This window comes from Pasteuria penetrans, from assembly GCF_900538055.1.
Taxonomy (GTDB): domain Bacteria; phylum Bacillota; class Bacilli; order Thermoactinomycetales; family Thermoactinomycetaceae; genus Pasteuria; species Pasteuria penetrans.
Window position 1 is genome coordinate 14,069 of the sequence record NZ_UZAC03000002.1, and the last position, 22,915, is coordinate 36,983.

Annotated in this window: 11 protein-coding genes and 1 pseudogene; 5 read left to right on the forward strand and 7 right to left on the reverse strand. The window is 47.1% G+C overall.

Translation table 11 applies throughout. The annotated features are described in order from the left end of the window. Nucleotides 1-1,030 precede the first annotated feature (1,030 nt). The gene (locus PPRES148_RS08975) at nucleotides 1,031-4,282 is read left to right on the forward strand and encodes a hypothetical protein (protein ID WP_149454317.1); all 3,252 of its coding nucleotides are present in this window, start codon (nucleotides 1,031-1,033) and stop codon (nucleotides 4,280-4,282) included. 104 nt (nucleotides 4,283-4,386) lie between these two features. Here PPRES148_RS08975 and ltrA read toward each other — a convergent pair whose 3' ends face one another. Continuing rightward, the gene (gene ltrA, locus PPRES148_RS08980; RefSeq protein ID WP_281290001.1) at nucleotides 4,387-5,508 is read right to left on the reverse strand and encodes a group II intron reverse transcriptase/maturase; all 1,122 of its coding nucleotides are present in this window, start codon (nucleotides 5,506-5,508) and stop codon (nucleotides 4,387-4,389) included. A gap of 1,166 nt (nucleotides 5,509-6,674) precedes the next feature. Between ltrA and PPRES148_RS08990 the strand changes: the two genes are divergently transcribed. The 4 genes and pseudogenes from PPRES148_RS08990 to PPRES148_RS13390 form a co-directional block, all read left to right on the forward strand. Beyond that, nucleotides 6,675-9,146 (forward strand): hypothetical protein, encoded by a 2,472-nt coding sequence (locus tag PPRES148_RS08990; protein ID WP_149454318.1) that lies wholly within the window; start codon nucleotides 6,675-6,677, stop codon nucleotides 9,144-9,146. A 796-nt stretch (nucleotides 9,147-9,942) separates the two neighbouring features. Further along, the gene (locus tag PPRES148_RS08995; RefSeq protein ID WP_149452832.1) at nucleotides 9,943-11,280 is read left to right on the forward strand and encodes an IS256 family transposase; all 1,338 of its coding nucleotides are present in this window, start codon (nucleotides 9,943-9,945) and stop codon (nucleotides 11,278-11,280) included. 303 nt (nucleotides 11,281-11,583) lie between these two features. Continuing rightward, nucleotides 11,584-12,882 carry a hypothetical protein gene (locus tag PPRES148_RS09000; RefSeq protein WP_149454319.1) on the forward strand — a complete coding sequence of 433 codons (1,299 nt, stop codon included), beginning with the start codon at nucleotides 11,584-11,586 and terminating at the stop codon, nucleotides 12,880-12,882. Nucleotides 12,883-13,328: 446 nt separating this feature from the next. Further along, a pseudogene (locus tag PPRES148_RS13390) lies at nucleotides 13,329-14,086 on the forward strand (transposase); the annotation flags it as partial. Nucleotides 14,087-14,463: 377 nt separating this feature from the next. Here PPRES148_RS13390 and PPRES148_RS09010 read toward each other — a convergent pair. From PPRES148_RS09010 to dpsA, 6 genes are all read right to left on the reverse strand, one after another. After that, nucleotides 14,464-16,137 (reverse strand): ribonuclease J, encoded by a 1,674-nt coding sequence (locus PPRES148_RS09010; protein WP_149454320.1) that lies wholly within the window; start codon nucleotides 16,135-16,137, stop codon nucleotides 14,464-14,466. Nucleotides 16,138-16,323: 186 nt separating this feature from the next. Continuing rightward, nucleotides 16,324-17,214 carry a 4-hydroxy-tetrahydrodipicolinate synthase gene (gene dapA / locus PPRES148_RS09015; RefSeq protein ID WP_246142979.1) on the reverse strand — a complete coding sequence of 297 codons (891 nt, stop codon included), beginning with the start codon at nucleotides 17,212-17,214 and terminating at the stop codon, nucleotides 16,324-16,326. 512 nt (nucleotides 17,215-17,726) lie between these two features. Beyond that, on the reverse strand, nucleotides 17,727-18,968 hold the full coding sequence (gene dapG / locus PPRES148_RS09020; protein ID WP_149454322.1) for an aspartate kinase: 1,242 nt from the start codon (nucleotides 18,966-18,968) through the stop codon (nucleotides 17,727-17,729). A gap of 21 nt (nucleotides 18,969-18,989) precedes the next feature. Next, on the reverse strand, nucleotides 18,990-20,054 hold the full coding sequence (locus PPRES148_RS09025; RefSeq protein WP_149454323.1) for an aspartate-semialdehyde dehydrogenase: 1,065 nt from the start codon (nucleotides 20,052-20,054) through the stop codon (nucleotides 18,990-18,992). Nucleotides 20,055-20,132: 78 nt separating this feature from the next. Continuing rightward, nucleotides 20,133-20,798, reverse strand: a complete 666-nt coding sequence (locus tag PPRES148_RS09030; RefSeq protein WP_149454324.1) for a dipicolinate synthase subunit B — start codon at nucleotides 20,796-20,798, stop codon at nucleotides 20,133-20,135. Then, a complete protein-coding gene (gene dpsA / locus PPRES148_RS09035) occupies nucleotides 20,795-21,688 on the reverse strand; it encodes a dipicolinate synthase subunit DpsA (protein WP_149454325.1) in 894 nt (297 codons plus the stop codon). Before dpsA ends, PPRES148_RS09030 begins: the two co-directional genes overlap by 4 nt. Between the last annotated feature and the right edge of the window lie 1,227 nt (nucleotides 21,689-22,915).

Consider the following 22,915-nt stretch of genomic DNA (forward strand, 5'->3'; position numbering starts at 1 on the left):
CCTCTCCAGAACCACATGTAATACTCTCGCATTATGTGGTTCTTATGGTCCCATATAGGATTTTATCCATTCGAAACCCCGGTCTGGTGTCACGTTCTTCGTACCTTCCTCTGCTGTGTTCTACCCGGATTTCGATCCGATGTTGCCTGGTCCGTACCAGTCTCCTTTTCCGGATATTCCAGCCAAGTTGCTGTACTTATCTGGAAACTGCAGGCAATTCAACTCCTTCGCTCCACTTCCATTACAGGGGCTTCCACACTACTATGATATGCCACCGGGGCAGAAGATAGGTCGTCGTCCCCTACGGTTTATCCCGACGTTCGCACCCCACCTCGGTTTTGACATGGACTACGTCTTTCGATGCGTCTTCGAACGGTTCGCTTTCGCTGATCTCCCCGATTCACACCTGACAGGATTCTTTCGTCCTGCCTTTTCCCAGAACGCTCACCACCATTGCTCTTTACAACAGCAGCACTGGGTGGTTTGAAACCTGCCTACCACCAGCCGGTTTCGGGAAGCCCCTCCCCCATCCCTCATAGAGCATGACACGACACACAGAACCACACGTGCTACTCCCGCATTATGCGGCGGCTCCTATTGCCCCATCTTAGCGTCTAATGGATGCCGGTGAGCGAACGGTTTTCCGTGCTTTCCTTGTATATCTGGATCCACCTGTGTAAAGTTTTTCTCAGAGGTGAAGGGTAAAAAGCGCCATAGCAGTTAACCCCACCCCTCCATATTGGAATTGGACATCTCCGCCACTTCTTGCAGTTCCATACCTGGCCCCAAATGCCTTCTTATTTCTTTCCCTCGCTTAGCCATCTTCTTCCTTTCCCCACACGGATTACGACTTGGCGTGGTCGAAACGTAAATCCCAGGAAATCAAAGGATGTGCCCTTGTACTTTCCCGTCCTATAACCATCCCCACAGTAGAAGACTTTGGTTTTCTTTGGACGCAGTTCCAGACCACACTGAGCCATTCCTTGCTGCAATGTTAAATTAAATTATTAAAGGAGTATATAAAAATTTTATGAATAAAAATATTAATAATAAATCATTTCGGCGATCATCCCGGTGTGTTGGTATATTATTTCTAAATATTATTGGCATAGCTTTTATGAATCCCACCTCCTTCTCAGAGGAACAACGAGAGCTTGGAAAACAGGATCTGGCTACAAAAGGTTCCCCTACTGTGGGGAATGGGGACGGTGTGGAGAATGGAAAGGTTGCTCATTCTGAAGGAGCACAACCTACCCGTGAGTCGGGTGTTGTTGAGGAAACATCCTCCGAAACGTTACCTACGGTTGGGAGTGGAGTGTCATTTGCCACCCATCAAGGGGGCAATCAGGGGGGAAATTCTAGCGAGGTTTTCAGGGATACTATGTGGAAGCAGGGGGAAAGAAATCAAGACAAGGTTGATGAAGATAGTAGTGGTAGCAGTGGGGATGCAAAAAAGCAAATTCCACCTTCCGCGCTAGAAATACCACAACAACCCTCGTCGGCCCCTATTTATGGGGAGTATGGGTCACCAAAGCTGACCAGTTCCCAAAATAGAAAGGAGCGAGTTACCACAGGGGATAAAAGTTCGGGGAGAAGAACGGAGGATTCCATTCAGGGGGGATACTATCTTGCCTCCGACCATCAGACTGCATCGACTTTTGCTTCCCAATCTATTGGATCCGGTGGTGATGGGGACACAAACGATCCCCCCACAAAGGGTCAATTTGTTCGTTCCAAACAACAAGTGAAGAGTGAAGACTTAGCTGAAAATCATAGCAGTATCATGACCCATACGGAGGAAGATGCTAAAAAACAAACCTCCACCCCTCCATTGTTAGAAACCCGTGAACACCCGTCCACTATTTCCCAAACTGAATCCAGGAAACGGTCAGGTTTCATGCGTCCCCCAGTCAATGGAAGTGAGGATAGGGAAACTGGAAAGAGGGTTCGTTCGAGTAGTGAACACTGGAATTCAACGGACCCCATAGAATCAAGAACTGGGTATGATGATGATAGGAATACACCTATGGTCGTTCCAAAGGAACAACTGGTACGAACTAAACGAGATATAGAGGATGATATCGAGAAGGACGATGCTCTGAACTTATCCGATTCAGAACCAGCAGAACAACGTGTTAGTTCTGAAAATGATCCCACATTGAATAGAATGGTAGTGCTGTCCCCCGCTATACAAAACGATAGGGATAAGATTGCGAAACTTTTAACTAAAGTAACCGAGGAGTTATACATATCCCACCTTTTCAGCGGAGATAAATTATCGGAGAAAAGAAATACACAAAGAAGGGAATTAGAGGAATATTTTCTTATTTTATCAAATATGCATGATAGAATAAGGGTCGGGAACGAGTTGGGAGATATTGAAAAAGCAAGGTTGAATCATCTTGAGGCGACCATGGATTCGGCTGATTTTTCGGGGAAGGACGAACTAACCCCCGGGTATACAGATTTGTTTCGCAAGTATACCCGGGAACAAAAAACCATGAGCCAGCGTGAGTATGAAAAATTCCAAAAAGAATATAAAGAGAGATTACCCCATATCATTGCGGATAATGTCAGGAAAGAACACGGGACAGGTCTTTTCCCATTCGTGCCAACGATTGGAGATGTAGTTAAATCCCTAATCGAATTTGTTGAAAAGGTTTCACCATGGATTAATCCCCTTTCTCATACGGAAATTCCAACCATTCGGGGGATAAAGGAAAATGCATTGAAAATAGAGCAAGGGGTCATTGAAGGGGTAAAGAAAGTACCCAGTGAAATCATCAATAGCTTGAAAACATTGGAGAGAGAAGCTGAAAATTTTGCAGAAAATCCAAGGGAGGAATTCGTCAGGGTTGGTGCAAAGGCAACACTAGCTGTTATTCGTCCTTCCCTAGCACAATTTCACCGTTCCTATTCGGAGGTCAAGAATCTAACCAACGAGGCAGAAAGGATTTTTCACGTACAGGTATTAGCAAAAAACCTATTGCAGGGTGTTGATTTTGTATTAAAACATGGCCCAACGCAGATGTTAGTAAAAAATCTCCTCACACAGAGTGGTTTCGATGAAAAGACGGCCACTATGATTGTAGAAAAGCCCTTAGATGTGGCAAAAGAATGGTTGGGGAAGGGATCACAGTGGCATCAGGAACGAAAGGAGGAGACGATTTCCTATGTTAAAAATCTTATGACGCGTTTCGTTCAACTAACGGGTGAAGAACCGCAAAAGGAAAAACAGCTCATAAAAAACACGGGGGAATTTGCGGATGTCCTTATCGATGCGGTGGAACAGGTAGCCCTTGCTTTGACAACGGATGGAATAGGCAATATAGCAAAAATAGCAGGCAATGAAATCACTGGTGCAGTAAGAATAGCTGCAGATACGGAGAAAGCAGAAGAGATAATCCCTATAGGACAGGAATTTCAGGCGATAGCAGAGGGGGGAGCCCCGGATGCCGAGCGGTTTTCCGGGAAATCTGTAGGAGATGTTTCGGGAGAAGGGGGAACAGTGAAAGAAACGAAGGGGGAAGTAGGGAAAGGAAATGTTTTAGAACTAGCAGGGGAGGGATGCCTAGCACCATCATCGCAGGGGAAAAGAACCAAGAGACAAGTACCCAGCTGTTCCCTACAGGATATTGCGGTGTCTAAACTAGTGATAGATATGGGGATATTATCACCGGAGCAGGCGGATTCTCTTATAGTAGAAAATGAAGAAAAAATTATTTCTAATAAAATAAGAAAATTTCAGAGAAATTTGACAGCGGAGGATATTCGGAGGATACCGCTAGAATATGTAAGGAATGCCCCACCGAATCAGTGGTCGTTCTATACTGAATCCCAGATGCGTGCATTGGGGGATGATATCGGGAGAGTGAACGGGCCCCAACTCAGGGCACTGGGTGATAACGTGGGGTTTTTGGAAGAGTCCCAGATCAGGGTACTGGGTGACAAAATGAGGTTTTTGGAAGAGCCCCAGATCAGGGCACTGAGTGACAAAGTGAAGTTTTTGGAAGGCCCCCAGATTGTTGCGCTGGATAACAAAGTGAAGCATTTGGAATGGTACCAGCTTCGACTACTAGGTGACAAAGTGAAGTTTTTGGAAGGCCCCCAGATTGTTGCGCTGGGTGACAAAGTGAGATTCTTGGAAGGGTACCAGCTTCGACTACTGGGTGACAAAGTGGGGTTTTTGGAAGAGTACCAGGTCAGGGCACTGGTAATAGCTCACAAAGAGAGTCCTTTTGATTTGTCTCAGCTCACGATACTGCGGAATAAGTGGCTTTGAAAAGGCACCGGATCGGGGTGTTTTGGATACGGGGGTCTAGGCGCGTCAAGTAGGGCTGGCATCTCAGCCAACCCTCTCACAGAACCACACGTAATACTCTCGCATTATGCGGCTCTTATTGCCCCATCTTTGCTTCTAATACGTGCCAGTGGGCGAACAGGTTCCCCGTACTTTCCTCGTATATACTGGATCCACCTTCGAGCCTTTCGCCTGCTACCGAGCTTCTTGTACTTCTTTCTGGCCCACCAGGCCAAAACGTTGTCATCGAAGCTCCGTACTAAAGCTTTCCTCAGATGTGAGGGATAAAAGGCGCCATAGTAGTTCACCCAGCCCCTCAATATGGGATTGGACATTTCCGCCACCTCATGCAATTCCATGTCTGGCCTCACGTGTTTTCTTATTTCCTTCCCCCGTTTCGCTATCTTCTTCCTCGATTTTCGGCTGATGGCTGGATTGTATCCCAGAAACCTTCTTCTCCCCACGCGGGTTACGGCCTGACGCGGGCAAAACGTGAACCCCAGGAAGTCAAAAGATGTTCTTTTGTGCTTCCCCGTCTTCCAGCCGTCCTTGCAGTAGAAGATTTTGGTTTTTCTCGGATGCAGCTCCAAACCACACTGTGCCATTCTCTGTTGCAATTCTTTCAGAAGATTTTCAGCTTGGGCTTGATTTTCACAATGAAGGATCACGTCATCCACATATCTTTCAAACTCAATATCTGGATGATGTTCCTGCAACCATCGATCTAGGGCATAGTGCAGGAACAAATTGGCCAGTAGGGGGCTTATTACACCCCCTTGTGGTGTGCCCTTAGTCCTTTCTTCGATAGTTCCATCGGGTAGTTGCACCGGGTCTTTTAGCCATCTCTCACAATAACGGAGCATTCTTTTATCAATGCCACAATGCTCCAATGCTCTGATGAGCAGGTCATGCGGTATATTGTCAAAGAATCCCTTTATGTCAAGATCAATCCCCCAGGCATATTTCCAGCAGCGTCTCCTATTCTTATCTACCGCCTCCAAGGCAGATTTCCCCGGGCGACATCCGTAAGAGTCGGAAACAAAGCGTGGCTCCAGGAGGGGTTCGAGTCGGTTCCTAACCACCGTCTGGGCTATCCTATCTCCTATTGTGGGTATTCCGAGAGGTCTCTTCCCACCGTATGGCTTCGGGATTTCCACCCTTCGGACCTTTTGGGCGGGAAATAAGACCCTGCATTCATTCGGTTCCATATCTTGTATAGGTTTTGCTTTATCTTGGTTTCAAATTTGGCAATAGATACCTTATCTATCCCATATGTTCCACCATTGTGCTTAACCTGGAACCATGCATCTAGTACCTCCTGCTTTTTGATATCGCCCCTGGACGGGTTGCGATCTGATGCTGCCTGATCCAACTTCCGATCATCTCCTTATTCCAGATTGTGCGTTGGCTGGTTCAGGCTGGACAATTCAACCCCTTCGCTCCACTCTCGTTACAAGAGTTTCCTCACTACTATGAGTTGATCCGACTCTGTTCACGGAGGCCTTGGTATATCCTTAGCCCTTTACCCCTGGCTAAGGCCAGGCGTCCGTGCGACAGTCTCTCGTGGTTCCCTATGAGGGCCTACATCAGGTTTATTCCATCTGTGCACCGGATGCCGCCAGGACAGTAGGTGGTTCGCCCTCCATGGCTTCGTTCCAAGGATAGGTTCCGATACCCTTGTTTCGACATAGACTGCGCCTTTCGGTGCTTTCCTCCAATGGTTCGCTTTACTAATCTCCCTGATTCACACCTGACAGGATTCTTTCGTCCTGCCTTTTCCCAGAACGCTCACCACCATTGCTCTTTACAACAGCAGCACTGGGTGGTTTGAAACCTGCCTACCACCAGCCGATTTCGGGGGCCCCTCCCCCATCCCTCATAGAGCACGACACGACGCACAAGAACCACACGTGCTACTCCCGCATTATGCGGCGGCTCCTATTGCCCCATCTTAGCGTCTAATGGATGCCGGTGGGCGAACGGTTTTCCGTGCCTTCCTTGTATATCTGGATCCACCTGTGTAAAGTTTTTCTCAGAGGTGAAGGGTAAAAAGCGCCATAGCAGTTAACCCCACCCCTCCATATTGGAATTGGACATCTCCGCCACTTCTTGCAGTTCCATGTTTGGCCCTGAATGCCTTCTTATTTCTTTCCCCCGCTTAGCCATCTTTTTCCTTTCCCCACACGGATTACGACTTGGCGTGGTCGAAACGTAAATCCCAGGAAATCAAAGGATGTGCCCTTGTACTTTCCCGTCCTATAACCATCCCTACAGTAGAAGACTTTGGTTTTCTTTGGACGTAGTTCCAGACCACACTGAACCATTCCTTACTGCAATGTTAAATTAAATTATTAAAGGAGTATATAAAAATTTTATGAATAAAAATATTAACAATAAATCATTTCGGCGATCATCCCGGTGTATTGGTATATTATTTCTAAATATTATTGGCATAGCTTTTATGAATCCCACCTCCTTCTCAGAGGAACAACGAGAGCTTGGAAAACAGGATCTGGCTACAAAAGGTTCCCCTACTGTGGGGAATGGGGACGGTGTGGAGAATGGAAAGGTTGCTCATTCTGAAGGAGCACAACCTACCCGTGGGTCGGGTGTTGTTGAGGAAACATCCTCCAAAACGTTACCTACGGTTGGGAGTGGAGTGTCATTTGCCACCCATCAAGGGGGCAATCAGGGGGGAAATTCTAGCGAGGTTTTCAGGGATACTATGTGGAAGCAGGGGGAAAGAAATCAAGACAAGGTTGATGAAGATAGTAGTGGTAGCAGTGGGGATGCAAAAAAGCAAATTCCACCTTCCGCGCTAGAAATACCACAACAACCCTCGTCGGCCCCTATTTATGGGGAGTATGGGTCACCAAAGCTGACCAGTTCCCAAAATAAAAAGGAGCGAGTTACCACAGGGGATAAAAGTTCGAGGAGAAGAACGGAGGATTCCATTCAGGGGGGATACTATCTTGCCTCCGACCATCAGACTGCATCGACTTTTGCTTCCCAATCTATTGGATCCGGTGGTGATGGGGACACAAACGATCCCCCCACAAAGGGTCAATTTGTTCGTTCCAAACAACAAGTGAAGAATGAAGACTTAGCTGAAAATCATAGCAGTATCATGACCCATACGGAGGAAGATGCTAAAAAACAAACCTCCACCCCTCCATTGTTAGAAACCCGTGAACACCCGTCCATTATTTCCCAAACTGAATCCAGAAAACGGTCAGGTTTCATGCATCCCCCAGTCAATGGAAGTGAGGATAGGGAAACTGGAAAGAGGGTTCGTTCGAGTAGTGAACAATGGAATTCAACGGATCCCATAGAATCAAGAACTGGGTATGATGATGATAGGAATACACCTATGGTCGTTCCAAACGATAGGGATAAGATTGCGAAACTTTTAACTAAAGTAACCGAGGAGTTATACATATCCCACCTTTTCAGCGGAGATAAATTATCGGAGAAAAGAAATACACAAAGAAGAAAATTAGAGGAATATTTTCTTACTTTATCAAATATACATGATAGAATAAGGGTCGGTAACGAATTGGGAGATATTGAAAAAGCAAGGTTGAATTATCTTGAGGCGACCATAGATTCGGCTGATTTTTCGGAGAAGGACAAACTAACTCCCGGGTATACAGATTTGTTTCGCAAGTATACCCGGGAACAGAAAACCATGAGCCGGCGTGAGTATGAAAAATTCCAAAAAGAATATAAAGAGAGATTACTTCATATCATTGCGGATAATGTCAGGAAAGAACACGGGACAGGTCTTTTCCCATTCGTGCCAACGATTGGAGATATAGTTAAATCCCTAATCGAATTTGTTGAAAAGGTTTCACCATGGATTAATCCCCTTTCTCATACGGAAATTCCAACCATTCGGGGGATAAAGGAAAATGCATTGAAAATAGAGCAAGGGGTCATTGAAGGGGTAAAGAAAGTACCCAGTGAAATCATCAATAGCTTGAAAACATTGGAGAGAGAAGCTGAAAATTTTGTAGAAAATCCAAGGGAGGAATTCGTCAGGGTTGGTGCAAAGGCAACACTAGCTGTTATTCGTCCTTCCCTAGCACAATTCCACCGTTCCTATTCGGAGGTCAAGAATCTAACCAACGAGGCAGAAAGGATTTTTCACGTACAGGTATTAGCAAAAAACCTATTGCAGGGTGTTGATTTTGTATTAAAACATGGCCCAACGCAGATGTTAGTAAAAAATCTCCTCACACAGAGTGGTTTCGATGAAAAGACGGCCACTATGATTGTAGAAAAGCCCTTAGATGTAGCAAAAGAGTGGTTGGGGAAGGGATTACAGTGGCATCGGGAACGAAAGGAGGAGACGATTTCCTATGTTAAAAATCTTATGACGCGTTTCGTTCAACTAACGGGTGAAGAACCGCAAAAGGAAAAACAGCTCATAAAAAACACGGAGGAATTTGCGGATGTCCTTATCGATGCGGTGGAACAGGTAGCCCTTGCTTTGACAACGGATGGAATAGGCAATATAGCAAAAATAGCAGGCAATGGAAGCACTGGTGCAGTAAGAATAGCTGCAGATACGGAGAAAGCGGAAAAGATAATCCCTACAGGACAGGAATTTCAGGCGATAGCAGAGGGGGGAGCCCCAGGTGCCGAGCGGTTTTCCGGGAAATCTGTAGGAGATGTTTCGGAAGAAGGGGGAACAGTGAAAGGAACGAAGGGGGAAGTAGGGGAAGGAAATGTTTTAGAACTAGCAGGAGAAGGGTGCCTAGCACCATCATCGCAGGGGAAAAGAAGAAGGTCATATCCCACTTTCCGCTGTAAGATTCAAGAGCGGGTAGTCTGTGGTCCCTAAAAATTCCCTATTTGCGTCTTTTCGATTAACAATTGTTTTTATGTTTTTAATAAATAGATAGAAATTTATTGTTAAATCATATTGTAAATAGCACAAAAGGCGTTATAGGGGTGCTTTTTCTCGGAATCGTGGTTAGATATATCTTCAGAATAATTTTATTTTAATCAGGGGGTTCCCTCTGGAGGAATCCATAGGTCAGCAAAACGTCCCTCCTACACGAAACGGGAATCTCAGTAGAACCTAAAGCTCTCCCTCCCCCTGTTTTTGGTCTCTGTTTTTGCCTTTAGTCCCTTGATCTTTTGTTTTGATTCCCTTGTGTTTTTGTTCTTTTCCCCTTGCCCCCTGGCCTAGGCCAGGGGGTTTTCGCGCCCCTACCCCTCCTCCCCCCAACTCACCATTGTTGTTTGTGTTGGCCTGGCCCATTGTGTAATGGCGCCTGGCTTCTCCATCGTGGGGGCTCCAGAATGGCGCTGCTGCATGGCCTTCCTTTATCCCTCTCCCTTGTGGGGAAGGGGGGTTCTTCTATGACTGTCGTTGCCCTTATGTAGCCCTATGCGACCCTATAGTCCTTCTCACTTTTACATACGCAATTCCCGCTATTGCCCTTGGGAAACAGTCGATCCTCTACTCAAAAACTCTGTTCCATGATCCCTTCTGGATCCTCCGCGATATGCATGATGATCAACAGGGTTAGGTGAGATAAAAAAGGGAAATACAAGACAAGAGTGGGGAAATGTATAGAGGACAACCGCTTGGTTTCTGAAATGAAAAACTTAATATAGGAAAGGTTGGTTTTATGATTCCAATTGACTTGGATATAGACAGAATGGAAAAAAGGATAGAAGAACGTATACAACATTACGAACAGAAAGGATTATCGCTTCAGGAATCCATCCCCCATGTAGTGGAAGAGATCGAGGAAGATTCTGAATGGGCTCCTGGTCCCATGGGGAGGGCTTATACTTTTATAGCCAATTATCAGTTTAAAAAACAAATTTTAGGTGGCCGGGAGAAACACCAAAGGGGTCCCGATTTCCCAAAAGTAGACCGAAATGGTTATAAAAAACGTAAAAAAAGCACCAGCAAAGGAATTGTGGTTTACTATGACCCCCAGCCAAGGAAAGGGCATTTCCGATCTGCGGTTACTAAACCCTACAAAAAATATACGAAGTCGTGTATAGATATTCTTTCCTCCTTACGTAAGGCCGGTATGTCCATAAAAAAAATATCCGAATTGTCGAATGATATTCTGCGATCAAAAATCTCACGCTCCACTGTGTCAAGATTACTTATGGGACATCTAAAGGAAGAGAATAGAGGATTCAATGAGGAACCCATAAGAAACCCGCATGAAATTAGGACCGTAAAGGTGGATGCTTACTACAAACCCGTTCGTGGATTCGGGAAAGTAGCTGTCTATGTCATAAAAGCGAGTAGGAAAAATACATCAGGGATAAAAACAGATGAGGTTTTATCAAGTTTGGTAAATCCCCCCGAAACAGCTGAAACTTGGTATGAAGCCCTCCAAAATGTTTACGACCGTGGTTTACGGATGGGTCCTGATACCCTTTTCATTGCTGATGGTCATAAGGGAATCAGAAAGGCGCTAAGCCAAGTATATCCCGAAGCAGGTTTTCAAGGGTGTCAATTCCACAAAATGGTGAATCTTTACCAGGCCTTCAGAAAGGATAGACCGAGAAAAAAAGGAGTGAAGTGGGAACCCATCCGAAGCCGGATTTATCAAGACATTTTTCATGTTCTTGACAAAAAAGAAGCCCTTCATGGCTTGATACGCTTTAGTGATGACTATCAATCCAAGTTGCCCAAGCTCGTTGAAGGTCTATGGGCTTCCTTTGATGATGTGACAACGTATCTCGATTACGACCTAGCGGATGCTGTTCAAAATCGTACAACGGGTTCCTTAGAGAGAAATCACAGAGAGGCCAGACGTTATACGAATGGAGTGAGCTGTTATCCTACCCTTGATTCATTCCAAAGGGTGATTGATTCCGTGTATAAAAATTTCAACTTAGAGCAGGCAAAGAAACTTAGTGGGATGGATAATCACTCTGTGTCCGCATGGGGACTGGGAGAATTCGCTATCCCTGCCATGTATCCCCTATCTTCACACTAAAAAAAGAATATTCTTACATTTATTTTCAGGAAAACCAAACTACCCTGGGTATGGGTATGGCTTCCATTTTTTTACATAGTTGCCATTTACAGTAATTTTTTATGTTTTATCATAATTTTTAAATTATTGTGTAATTTTAACTTTTATTATGTATGTCAATGGTTATAATTCATTACGATGATATGATTTCCGAAGGATGGGGAACCCAAGAAAGTCAACCAGGGGGAGATTACAACCGAAAAAGGGATATCACCGAAAAGAACCAAGAGACAAGTACCCGGCTGTTCCCTACAGGATATTACGATGTCTAAACTAGTGATAGATATGGGGATATTATCACCGGAGCAGGTGGATTCTCTTATCGTAAGGCGGGGTGATGAATTAGTTAGATTATCTGAAGAAAAAATTATTTCTAATAAAATAAGAAAATTTCAGAGAAATTTGACAGCAGAAGATATTCGGAGGATACCGCTAGAATATGTAAGGAATGCCCCACCGAATCAGTGGTCGTTTTATACTGAATCCCAGATGCGTGCATTGGGAGATGATATCGGGAGAGTGAACGGGCCCCAACTCAGGGCACTGGGTGATAACGTGGGGTTTTTGGAAGAGTCCCAGATCAAGGCACTGAGTGACAAAGTGGGGGATTTGGAATGGTCCCAGATCGGGGCACTGAGGGACAAAGTGAGGTTTTTGGAAGAGTCCCAGATCAGGGCACTAAGGGACAAAGTAGGGGATTTGAAATGGTACCAGATTGTTGCGCTGGGTAACAAAGTGAAGCATTTGGAAGGGTACCAGCTTCGGCTACTGGATGACAACGTGGGGTTTTTGGAAGAGTCCCAGATCAAGGCACTGAGTGACAAAGTGGGGGATTTGAAATGGTACCAGATCAGGCCACTGGGTGACAAAGTGAGGTTTTTGGAAGAGTCCCAGATCAGGGCACTGGGTGACAAAGTGGGGGATTTGGAATGGTACCAGATCAGGCCACTGGGTGACAAAGTGAGGTTTTTGGAAGAGTCCCAGATCAGGGCACTGCATTACAGAGTGAGGTTTTTGGAAGAATCCCAGATCAAGGCACTGGGTGACAACGTGAGGTTTTTGGAAGAGTCCCAGATCAGGGCATTGGGTAGCGGAGTGAGATTCTTGGAAGGGTACCAGCTTCGGCTACTGGGTGACAAAGTGAGGGATTTAGACCCAGAGTTCCAGCTTCAGCTACTGGGTGACAAAGTGGGGGCTCTGGCAGAATCCCAGATCAAGGCACTGGGTGACAACGTGAGGTTTTTGGAAGGGTCCCAGATCAAGGCACTGAGTGACAAAGTGAAGTTTTTGGAAGGCCCCCAGATTGTTGCGCTGGATAACACAGTGAAGCATTTGGAATGGTACCAGCTTCGACTACTAGGTGACAAAGTAAAGTTTTTGGAAGGCCCCCAGATTGCTGCGCTGGGTGACAACGTGAAATTCTTGGAAGAGTCCCAGCTTCGGCTATTGGGTGACAAAGTGGAGTTTTTGGAAGGGTACCAGGTCAAGGCACTGGTAATAGCTCACAAAGAGAGTCCTTTTGACTTGTCCCAGCTCACGATACTGTGGAATAAGTGGTCTTGAAAAGGCACCGGCTCGGGGTGTATTTGGATACGGGGGTCTAGGCGAGTGGCTTTTGGACAAGATTCGGGCTCATAAAATGCCAATCGGGCGGACTTTTACCTGGTGCTGCATTTTAAGTTCGGTGTTCAGGGCCCCTGCGGGGGCTCTTTTTTGTCCTCCCCGCATCGTCTAATGACCCGTCTCCGATGCGGTGGGCAGATTTTTTCCTCCGGATCCTTGTTTCCCGCGCAAAGAGACCCAACGGATCCCTCTTCCCCTGAAAAGGGCCCTTCGCCCCCCCCAACCATTACTTGTATTTCTCCAACCTAGTGGTGATCCCGAGGTTCCCTACCTATCTTGTTTTCCTATTGTGCGATCCCCAAAATATCATAGACAAAATTACTCGCAAATATTATAATATCTATTATAAATTTCTAAATTTATAATAGATAGGGTGACACAACACCATGGGTGATCAAAATTATGGCCCCGTTCACTGGACATGTAAAGGGGATATGCGCCCTTTCTTACGACACCGATTGAAATATTTACAAAAAATGGGGGGGCGTTCAAAGAAGCTATTTTGCATTTGGATCGATAATTTTCCCGGGATTCCAATATTAGTTTACATGCTTTCCCCAAGGCTTTGGAGTGGTTCGTTGATCGTGAGTGCGATCATTATCGAAGACAGGAGCTGCAAGAGAGGGGTCCTGACGATTCCGGTAGGATGATTCGTAGAAACGGTTACGGAGAGAACCATACAGACAGGTTGCGGTTCCATCACAATTCTCTTTCTTAATAATAGTACAGGAGGGGGATTCAAAAGGGGGATTCAAATCCGTTCTTGTAGAGCGTTACCAAAGATATACCCACTGTTGGTCGGAGAAATTGTACCCTCTCCGTTCTGATTGTGTATCCCCGCAGGATTTGTCGAGACGATTCCCGTTGTTATGCCATAGTGACATCCCCGCGCTCCACTCTTCCCCATCGGTTTAGGCGCTATTATGATCCCCATCTAAGTATATGGAATCAACGTTCCCTACAAAGCAACAGCCATAGTTTCGTCCAGGCGGATGCTACCTACACGTATGTTCGTGGTAGGGGATCCATAGCCGTGTACATCGTCATGGAATTCAGCAACCGAAATGGTGTTCGCATTCAAGACATTTTGTACTATGGAATCGATCAGCCAGAATGTGTTCTGACCTGGCGCAAGGTCTTTCAAAAACCCCTTATTCCCTGATAGAGGGTGAGTTGCCAATTATTATAACATATAAAAATTAAACTTTATAAAAATAATGCATATGTACTACTGTGTCCCCACAAGAATACCTTGGAGTACAGTGGGAGAAAATCCAAGTCTAGGCAGATATAAACACAGAAACCTACCACGATACATTCGATCTATCGAACCATGGTCCAACCCTCACTCCTGAGACTGAACCCCCATCGGAGAATTTACGCATGCGCGATCATCGGATGAAACCAAAAATTTCTTGGGTTCCCAATACTCTATACCCATTATACCCGCCCGGTATCCTTTGCAATCCCTAGATAACCCCCGCAAACGCAAAAAACGCACCCCCCTGTTAGGGGGCGCGCTCAAACCTCCATAATAATTGGCAAAATCATGGGTCGACGACGTGTTCTCTCAAAAAGAAACTTACCCAGGGAATCACGTATGCTCGTCTTAAAAAAAGTCCACTCGCTAATTTGCTCTTTCATGCACTTTTGCATGGCCTGAACAACCACCCCTGTGGCTTCCTCTAGGAGCTGCTCTGACTCACGCACGTAGACGAAACCGCGTGAAATAATGTCTGGACCGGAGAGAATGGCACGATTGGACTTGCTCAGGGTAACAACAATCACAATGATCCCATCTTGGGATAGGAGCTTGCGATCACGAAGTACGATATTACCCACATCACCCACACCAAGCCCATCAATCAATACCTTGCCCGTGGCGACTTTGGGTCCAAAACGGGCCTTTCCCTCCACGATCTCTACCATATCCCCATTATCACAAACAAAAACATTCTCTGGACACACTCCCACGGACTCCGCCAAGCGGGCATGGGCACACAACATACGATACTCACCGTGGATTGGCATGAAATACTTCGGTTTTAACAGACTCAGCATGAGCTTCAGGTCTTCCTGCGCACCATGTCCCGAAATATGAACATGGGCATTGGCACTATAGACAACCTCGGCCCCAATCCGGAAGAGCTGATCAACCGTCCGGCCAATCAATTTTTCATTCCCCGGGATAGGAGTCGCAGCAATCACAACTGTATCACCTGGTAGAATCTCCACCTTCCGGTGCGATGCATTGGCCATACGTGTCAACGCTGACATCGGCTCGCCCTGACTTCCCGTGGAAATGATAGCAACACGGTGCGCCGGCAATCGGTTTACCTCTTCCAATTCGATCAAAAGGTCATCCGGGATCTTGAGATACCCTAACTCAGAAGCAATCTGGACAACGTTGACCATACTCCTCCCCACCACGGCCAGCTTGCGACCATAGGCGAGAGACGCGTTGACAACGCCCTGAATACGATGAATATTGGAAGCAAAGGTAGCCACAATAATGCGCTGTTTGGAGCATCGAAACACACCCTTGAGACCTTCCGCCACTGTCCTCTCCGATCCAGTGAATCCGGGTCGCTCTGCGTTGGTACTATCGGACAGAAGACACAGAACCCCGGCTTGTCCAATTGCTGCCATTTTATGCAAATCCGCAGGTTCACCATGGATAGGCGTCATATCAAAGCGAAAATCACCCGTATGCACCACCTTACCCTCGGGCGTATCCACACACACGCCCACTGAGTCGGGTATACTATGACTAGTAGCAAAAAAAGAAACTTTCAAAGAAGTACCCAGGTGAACCTCAGAGTTGGTATCAACGACCACACGACGCACTTTATGCAACATATGGGCCTCACGCAACTTGTGCTCTACCAGACCCATAGTCAGCTTTGTTGCATAAATAGGCACCCTGATTTGCCGCAGGATGTACGGAAGACCGCCGATGTGATCCTCATGGCCGTGGGTCAAAACAATGGCCCTCAGCTTATCCCTATTTTCGATCAGATAGGAGACATCCGGGATTACAATATCGATCCCCAGCATCCCCTCATCCGGAAACATCAGGCCCGCGTCCACAACGACCATATCCTGTTTATACTGAATCACGTACATGTTTTTACCGATTTCATCCAACCCACCGAGAGCAAAAATTTGCAACTTGCCCCGTTGGTTCCTCACCAATCGCTTAACCTCCTAGTAACACAACAAACCCGAACCGCACACACACCACCAGCGTATCTCCATTATAAGCAAAAAGAAAACGACTACGCAAATCAACGCAGTCCAATAAATTCCCACGGGGATTCCCTGACGGTAAGTTCACCCCGAAATGGAGGAAGAGGGATCAACCACTCCAACAAAACAGAATCAGACCTGTAGGGAGGCTCCCTGATTCAAACAATCACGTATTCCCTCACGCAATTCCGTTTGCTCTGAAACCGTTAAGGGAACCAAAGGGAGGCGTACATGGGCTTCACAGATCCCCAAACAGGCCAGGGCATACTTCACCGGTACAGGATTCGTCTGGAAAAAGAGCTTGGTAAAAACAGGCCATCCCAATCGATGATACGTACGTGCTGCCCCCACATCCCCACGTGCAAAGGCCTCGATCATCGACGCAATCACCGAACCACAGAGATGGCTTGCTACGCTCACTACCCCAACGCCACCAAGAGCTAAAATGGGCAGCGTCAATGAATCATCCCCGCTATAAAGGACCACATCATCAGGTAAACGCTGTACCAACTCGCTTACCTGGGACAGATCCCCCGAAGCCTCCTTGATAGCTTTTACATTGCTGATCGCTGCTATGTCCAGCAAGGTATCACAATGCATTGGGACCGCAGTACGCCCAGGGACGTTATATACCATAATAGGTAGGGAAGTAGCTGACGCCACAACACGAAAATGCTCATACAAACCCTGCTGGGAAGGCTTATTGTAGTAAGGTGCCACCACCATCAAACCATCCATCCTGGACTCAGCGGCTGCTTCACTTAGCATGATTGTCGTATCCGTGTGATTATTTCCTACACCCGCCCAGACGGGAACACGCCCTCGCACCGCATCACGGACAAGACCCCATAGCGTACGACGCTCTCCCAAGGACAACGCGGGTGCCTCCCCAGTCGTACCGGAAACGATCAAACCCTCACTCCCCGTATTCAGTAAATGCTCTACCAACCGGGAAACAGCCGTTTCATCCAAAGCACCCTTGGCGGTAAAGGGTGTTACCATTGCAGTCCACAATCTCTCCATAGACATCCCCCCAGCTTATCGGACTCTCACTTTCCCTATCCTACCTTTGAAAAACGACAGCAAAAAATTGGTGCCAACCATATGCCCATCCCCACCAATACACTGTCTCTGTTCCCTAGAGAAGCGCCGCCCCCCAAAAACAGACCCACAGCCGAACCCAACCACCATGGGGCCGGAGCAAGGAATATTTTTGTGGGGAGGCTACCCTCACATCCTCCCACTCGAACCCTGATCCATTGTACCCTTACCCGTAGGCAGGACACGGGTATCCCACATCAGAGTCACAGAGGGAGGAGAAGGAAATTATATAAAATCATTGTATGGAGACTGGGAAAAAAGGCAAGAACGGAATTAAGATTCAAAACGTCCTCAGAAACCCCGATATATTATTACTTTAATCCCGATATATTATTACTTTACTACCTCAAACAAGATTTCTAAATTAGGACCCATACAAACGAAATGACCTTTTTTCCCAGACTCCATCAATCCGAGGATAAGAAAAAATTTCATCACTCACAAGCTTCCCGATCCAAGCCAAAACAACGGTGCAGGGCTTTCACAGCCTTTTGCAGGAACTCCTGCGGCACCAGTACCCAGATGGTTGTATGAGAATCGGCCGATTGTAGAATGGGAACATGAAGTTGAGCCAGTGTCAACACGATACGGGCCATAACGCCGGGAACACCCGCCATTCCCGCACCAACAACAGAGATTTTAGCACAATGGGACCTCGTTGTAACTTCCCATCCTTCCTCCTCTAACCACCGCACAACGGTATCAGCCTCCTCCTCTGCTACCGTATAGGATATACCCTTAGTATGAACCTGAATGAAATCCACACTTACACCCCTGCGAGCCATGAGGGAGAAAATTTCCTCTGCACCCTCAGCCCCATCCTGTAGGGAAGCAGAGATCTTCGTACGATTCTCCCTATGAGCAATCCCCGTCACGGCCCCGTCCGGAAAAGGAAGAGATACTATTCTAGGATCCGTTTTCCTATGCTCAACAACTCTTGTACCTACATCCTTATTCCCTGTAGCACGGATCCGCAAGGGGAGCTTAGCCTCCATGGCCAAAGCCACCGCGCGTGGGTTCATGATCTTGGCCCCCTGCTGGGTCAGATGACACAGCTCCAAATAGGTGATAGTGGGAAGGAGTTGGGAATCAGAAACAAGGCCTGGATCCGCTGTCTTTACACCCTCCACATCCGTAAAAATATCCACACACTCTGCCTGTAAAGCCGCCCCTAAAGCACACGCCGTGATATCACTACCCCCCCGGCCTAAGGTAGTTGTTTCTCCCGTAACAGAAACACCCTGAAAACCTGTCACGATCACCACCTTATCCCGATCCAGCTCCTGTTCAATCCGAGTAGGGGTAATGGCCACGATATGCGCCAGGGTATGGCAAGGTTCCGTTACAATCCCGGCCTGTCCCCCGGTCAACACCACATTGACTATACCATGGGAATTCAACAACCCCGAGAAAACTGTTGCGGCTATCGTCTCCCCACAGGCCATCAGCAGGTCCTGTTCCCTAAGCGCCAAGGCAGCTCCCTCCCTGAGGGGTAACCGAAGCAGCGTATCGGTGGCATAGGGATCCCCCCTCCGCCCAAGGGCCGAAACAACGACAATAGGGCATACCCCTTCCGTTTGAGCATCCTGAATATGCCCCAAGGCGTGCCGGCGCAAGGAAGGGGTGTGAAGGGAACTTCCGCCAAACTTCAATACACGAACACGTCCGGACTTCATACATCCATCCCCCCTACCCATTCATGATCCATCCTCCTGTTGTTTCTGCAGCCAAAGTTCTGCAATTTGTACGGCATTCGTAGCAGCACCCTTGCGTAGGTTGTCAGATACAATCCAGAGATGAAGACCCTGCGGGTGATCGAGATCCCTCCGTAACCGCCCAACATGAACGGCATCGTCACCACAGGCCCGATAGGGTGTGGGGTAGGAATAAGATACCAGATCATCCTCGACCACAACACCCGGTGCATTATAGAGCACCTCACGAATGGCCTCCAACGTAAAGGGTTGCACTAACTCCACATAAACGGCTTCACTGTGACCATGTGCAATAGGCAAACGGACACAGGTGGCCGTCACAGGAAGCTGGGGAAGAGAAAAAATTTTTCTCGTTTCCCAAATCATTTTCATCTCTTCTTTTGTGTAACCGTTCTCCATAGATACATCAATTTGTGGTAGGGCATTATCCACGATAGGATGATAATGCCCCGATCCCGCCACCGGCAGCACCCTAGCCACCGGGGATTCCCGACGGAGAACAGCCGCCTGCTGCTGGCGATACTCCGCCAGGGCCTTATCCCCCGCTCCGGAAACAGCTTGGTAGGTAGACACCAGGATACGCTTTAAACCAAAGCGTTTGTGGAGCGGATATAAAGCAACAACCATTTGGGCCGTGGAACAATTTGGATTGGCAATGAGGGAATCCTCCCGCCCTACAGCGTCAGGATTGACCTCAGGAACAACGAGGGGGACCAAGGGACTCTGCCGAAACACACTGGTATTGTCAACCACAAGCGCGCCTGAATCCACAGCCCGCGGTACAAATTGTTGACTCACCGCTCCACCCGCGCTGAAAAAGGCGATGTCCACACCAGTGAAAGAATCCCCACCAAGTTCCCCAACCGTATACGTTTGACCAGCGAACCCAATCTTCTCCCCTGCCGACCGAGGAGAAGCTAGAGGGCGGAGGGTCTTCACAGGAAAGGAACGCTCCTGCAAAATTTTCACCAATAACTTCCCCACGGCTCCTGTAGCACCGACAATAGCAACCGTGGGGTAATCCCGTTTTGTCGCTCTTCTCCTCATGGAACGGGTAACACACCCCTTTTTCCTAAGCTTATCACGGTTGGGGGCAATTTTCCTCCCCCTATTCGCCCCAATGTTTCAATCATTACACAACGCAACCCGGCGGGAAATCATTTGCAATTCCCTCCGTTCTGATGTATCCACATCCCTATCAGGCAAAGGGTGGGGAACCAACAGGGGTTGAAATTGTCTACCTTCCATAGCATGAAAACAGGTTGGTAGGAGAAGCGACATATGAGCAACCAATGATTTAGGTTTCCCAAGGGGATCATCCTGACCCATAGGGACAAAATATATATCCTTTGTGGTAAACAATTTAGCCAAATTAAGGGAATTCAATCCCAGTGCATCATTGGTGGACACGGCAATCACTATAGGGCGATGTATACGCATCTGGGATTTGGCAGCCATCAATACGGGACCATCCGTAAAAGCATGGGCAAGGCGGGCCAACGTGTTTCCCGTACAAGGTGCAATGATAAGGCAATCGAACAACCCCTTGGGACCAATAAGTTCCGTTTCTGCTACGGTCGTCCAGGCGGGGTGCCCAGCTGCTTCCTCGATCCGCTTTCTCCAGTCGTTGGCCTCACCAAAACGACTATCCACATGAAGGGCGGTGTGGGATAAAATCGGAATAACCTGAGCCCCAAAGGAACGCAAACGAACAATTTGTGGAGGTATATCCTTATAAGTACAATGGGAACCCGTGATCGCAAAACCCAATGTACATCCTTCCAGTTTCACCCTTCTCTCATCTCCTCATCTTGTTGCAAAATCTCAATGATTGCGTTGGCAAGAAGCAAACCCGATGTTTCAGGAGCCACTTTGCCAGGTAAGGAGGGGGCCAGAAGACTCTTCAAACCTCGCTCGGCAGCATATTCATGGTCCACACCGCCCGGGGAAGAAGCAAGATCGAGTATCCAGGCACGTGCCGGAATAGCATCAATGATCTTGCGGGAAATCACCATACTGGGTACCGTATTGAAAAGGATATCAGTAACGGAGGCACAAACCAATCGATCACCAACCCCATAGGCCCTCCAACCCATTGCCTCTGCGCGAGCCCGTTCACCCGAACTGTAAGTGGTAACCATTACCCTTGCCCCCAAAGAGCTGAGCGCATGAGCCAACGTAAAACCCACACGCCCTGTACCTACCACCCAACAACTGGAACCATGAAGGGTAAAGGGTGTGTTTTGAATGGCCAACATAATAGCAGCTTCTACAGTAGGAATAGCGTTACGAATGGCAATATCATCACGATCAAATAAACCTACTAAAGGAACATGATAATCATTGCACAATTTTTCTAAATATCTGGAAACTGTACCCGAAAATACCTGCGCATCGTGCGGTAGGGCACCAATGTGATCCCCCGTACAAATCAGCTCACGATCGCTATAATGACTGATCACATGACCCTCTTCATTCGTACCTGCGGCCGGCAAAATGAGCGCATTTGTTTCCAATAGGGCATCTGGATTGGGATCGGAAAAAATTACACCTGAATAGGGACAAGACCATTGATCGAAACCAAACAAAATGACACGTGCCCTTTGCCTACAGAACCTTTCAATCATTGCCAACTGACGGGTATCACCCCCAAAGAAAGCCACTGTTTTACCCAACAACATGATGATTTCCTCCCCAAAAGGAACCTAAAGCAGATCAACATCCATGGAACCTTTGTTACTGTAATGATTGTATAACGACTGAATTGCTCTATTTATATGAACATGCCTCTGGGTTGGTGTACATGGCTAAGAGCCTAGCAAAATTCAATTCACCCCCCACTGCTTTTTCACCCAAAACAGTCCCAAGGCGGTGTCTGAACAGATGTATACATTTCCCGAGGGATATTTTTAGTCCCGATTTCAAGACCCTTGGGAGAACATTTTTCCGCATTTTTGGGTTATACTCCATAGAGCAGCATCCCGTTGGGGGTATGAATTTCTGAACAGGGTTTTTAGGTGAAATCTTCCCCCCATCTTTGGGTCTTTCCTTACTGATTTATATGAATTTTCATTATATTAAAAAAGGTATCAAATAGTTTATACATAGATAACGTGAATAAACTGTTTATTGCGAAATATCGTGTTGATCTATGGACTAAAAAGGCATTGGATGAAAGAGCAAGTGCTATCAAATAAACTTACTATATTAAATTTTATTATCAGGCCGGGGAAGGAACCCAATTTCGGGAACCGTGTGTCAAACAAGCTATATAAGTGATAAAGGTTGCAATTGGCCCTTCGGAGCCACAACTCATAGTAGCCATGGGGTCTTTGTAATGAGGAATGGGATGGGGAGGCTGAATTCATACCCCCAAAATGGATCATACGACATCAGATCAAAACTCCGCTAGGCACAATATACAGCAAACAGAAGTACTACCATCCAAGAAAATGGCGGAGGGCCGGGGATCGATAGGCAGACGGTTGCAGAGTTTGGAAGCAATCTAAAGAACAATCCGTACGTCATTTGGAATCAAAGGTGTGCAGATACCTACTTTCCACCTGAAGTCAAACGAGTGAATATCCCAAAGCCTAAGGGCAGCAAGGGACTACTCAGAATTCCTACCGTAGCACCATCGGGTTGCTCAAACCGTCATCAAGAACAGACTAGAAACCCTATCCCCATTTTCATGCCCCATTCTATGGATGTCGTCGAGGAGAATCGGCCATTCAGGCTCTCCGGTCCCGTCGAAAGAACGGTTGGACCTATACCTGGGAGATCGATCTCGACATCAAAGGGTACTTTGATCCTAATTTCGCATGACATGATCATACAAGCCCTTCACCTCGTTACGGAGGACAAAACGATACTGCCCTACTGCAAAAGATGGCTAAGGACGGGTTTGT

Bases quoted from the DNA above. Each gene is read 5' to 3' on its own strand.
- PPRES148_RS08990 (WP_149454318.1), top strand. From the start codon at position 6,675: ATGAATAAAAATATTAACAATAAATCATTTCGGCGATCATCCCGGTGT.
- PPRES148_RS08975 (WP_149454317.1), top strand. From the start codon at position 1,031: ATGAATAAAAATATTAATAATAAATCATTTCGGCGATCATCCCGGTGT.
- dpsA (WP_149454325.1), bottom strand. From the start codon at position 21,688: ATGTTGTTGGGTAAAACAGTGGCTTTCTTTGGGGGTGATACCCGTCAG.
- dapG (WP_149454322.1), bottom strand. From the start codon at position 18,968: ATGAAGTCCGGACGTGTTCGTGTATTGAAGTTTGGCGGAAGTTCCCTT.
- PPRES148_RS09025 (WP_149454323.1), bottom strand. From the start codon at position 20,054: ATGAGGAGAAGAGCGACAAAACGGGATTACCCCACGGTTGCTATTGTC.
- ltrA (WP_281290001.1), bottom strand. From the start codon at position 5,508: ATGGAACCGAATGAATGCAGGGTCTTATTTCCCGCCCAAAAGGTCCGA.
- dapA (WP_246142979.1), bottom strand. From the start codon at position 17,214: ATGGAGAGATTGTGGACTGCAATGGTAACACCCTTTACCGCCAAGGGT.
- PPRES148_RS08995 (WP_149452832.1), top strand. From the start codon at position 9,943: ATGATTCCAATTGACTTGGATATAGACAGAATGGAAAAAAGGATAGAA.
- PPRES148_RS09000 (WP_149454319.1), top strand. From the start codon at position 11,584: ATGTCTAAACTAGTGATAGATATGGGGATATTATCACCGGAGCAGGTG.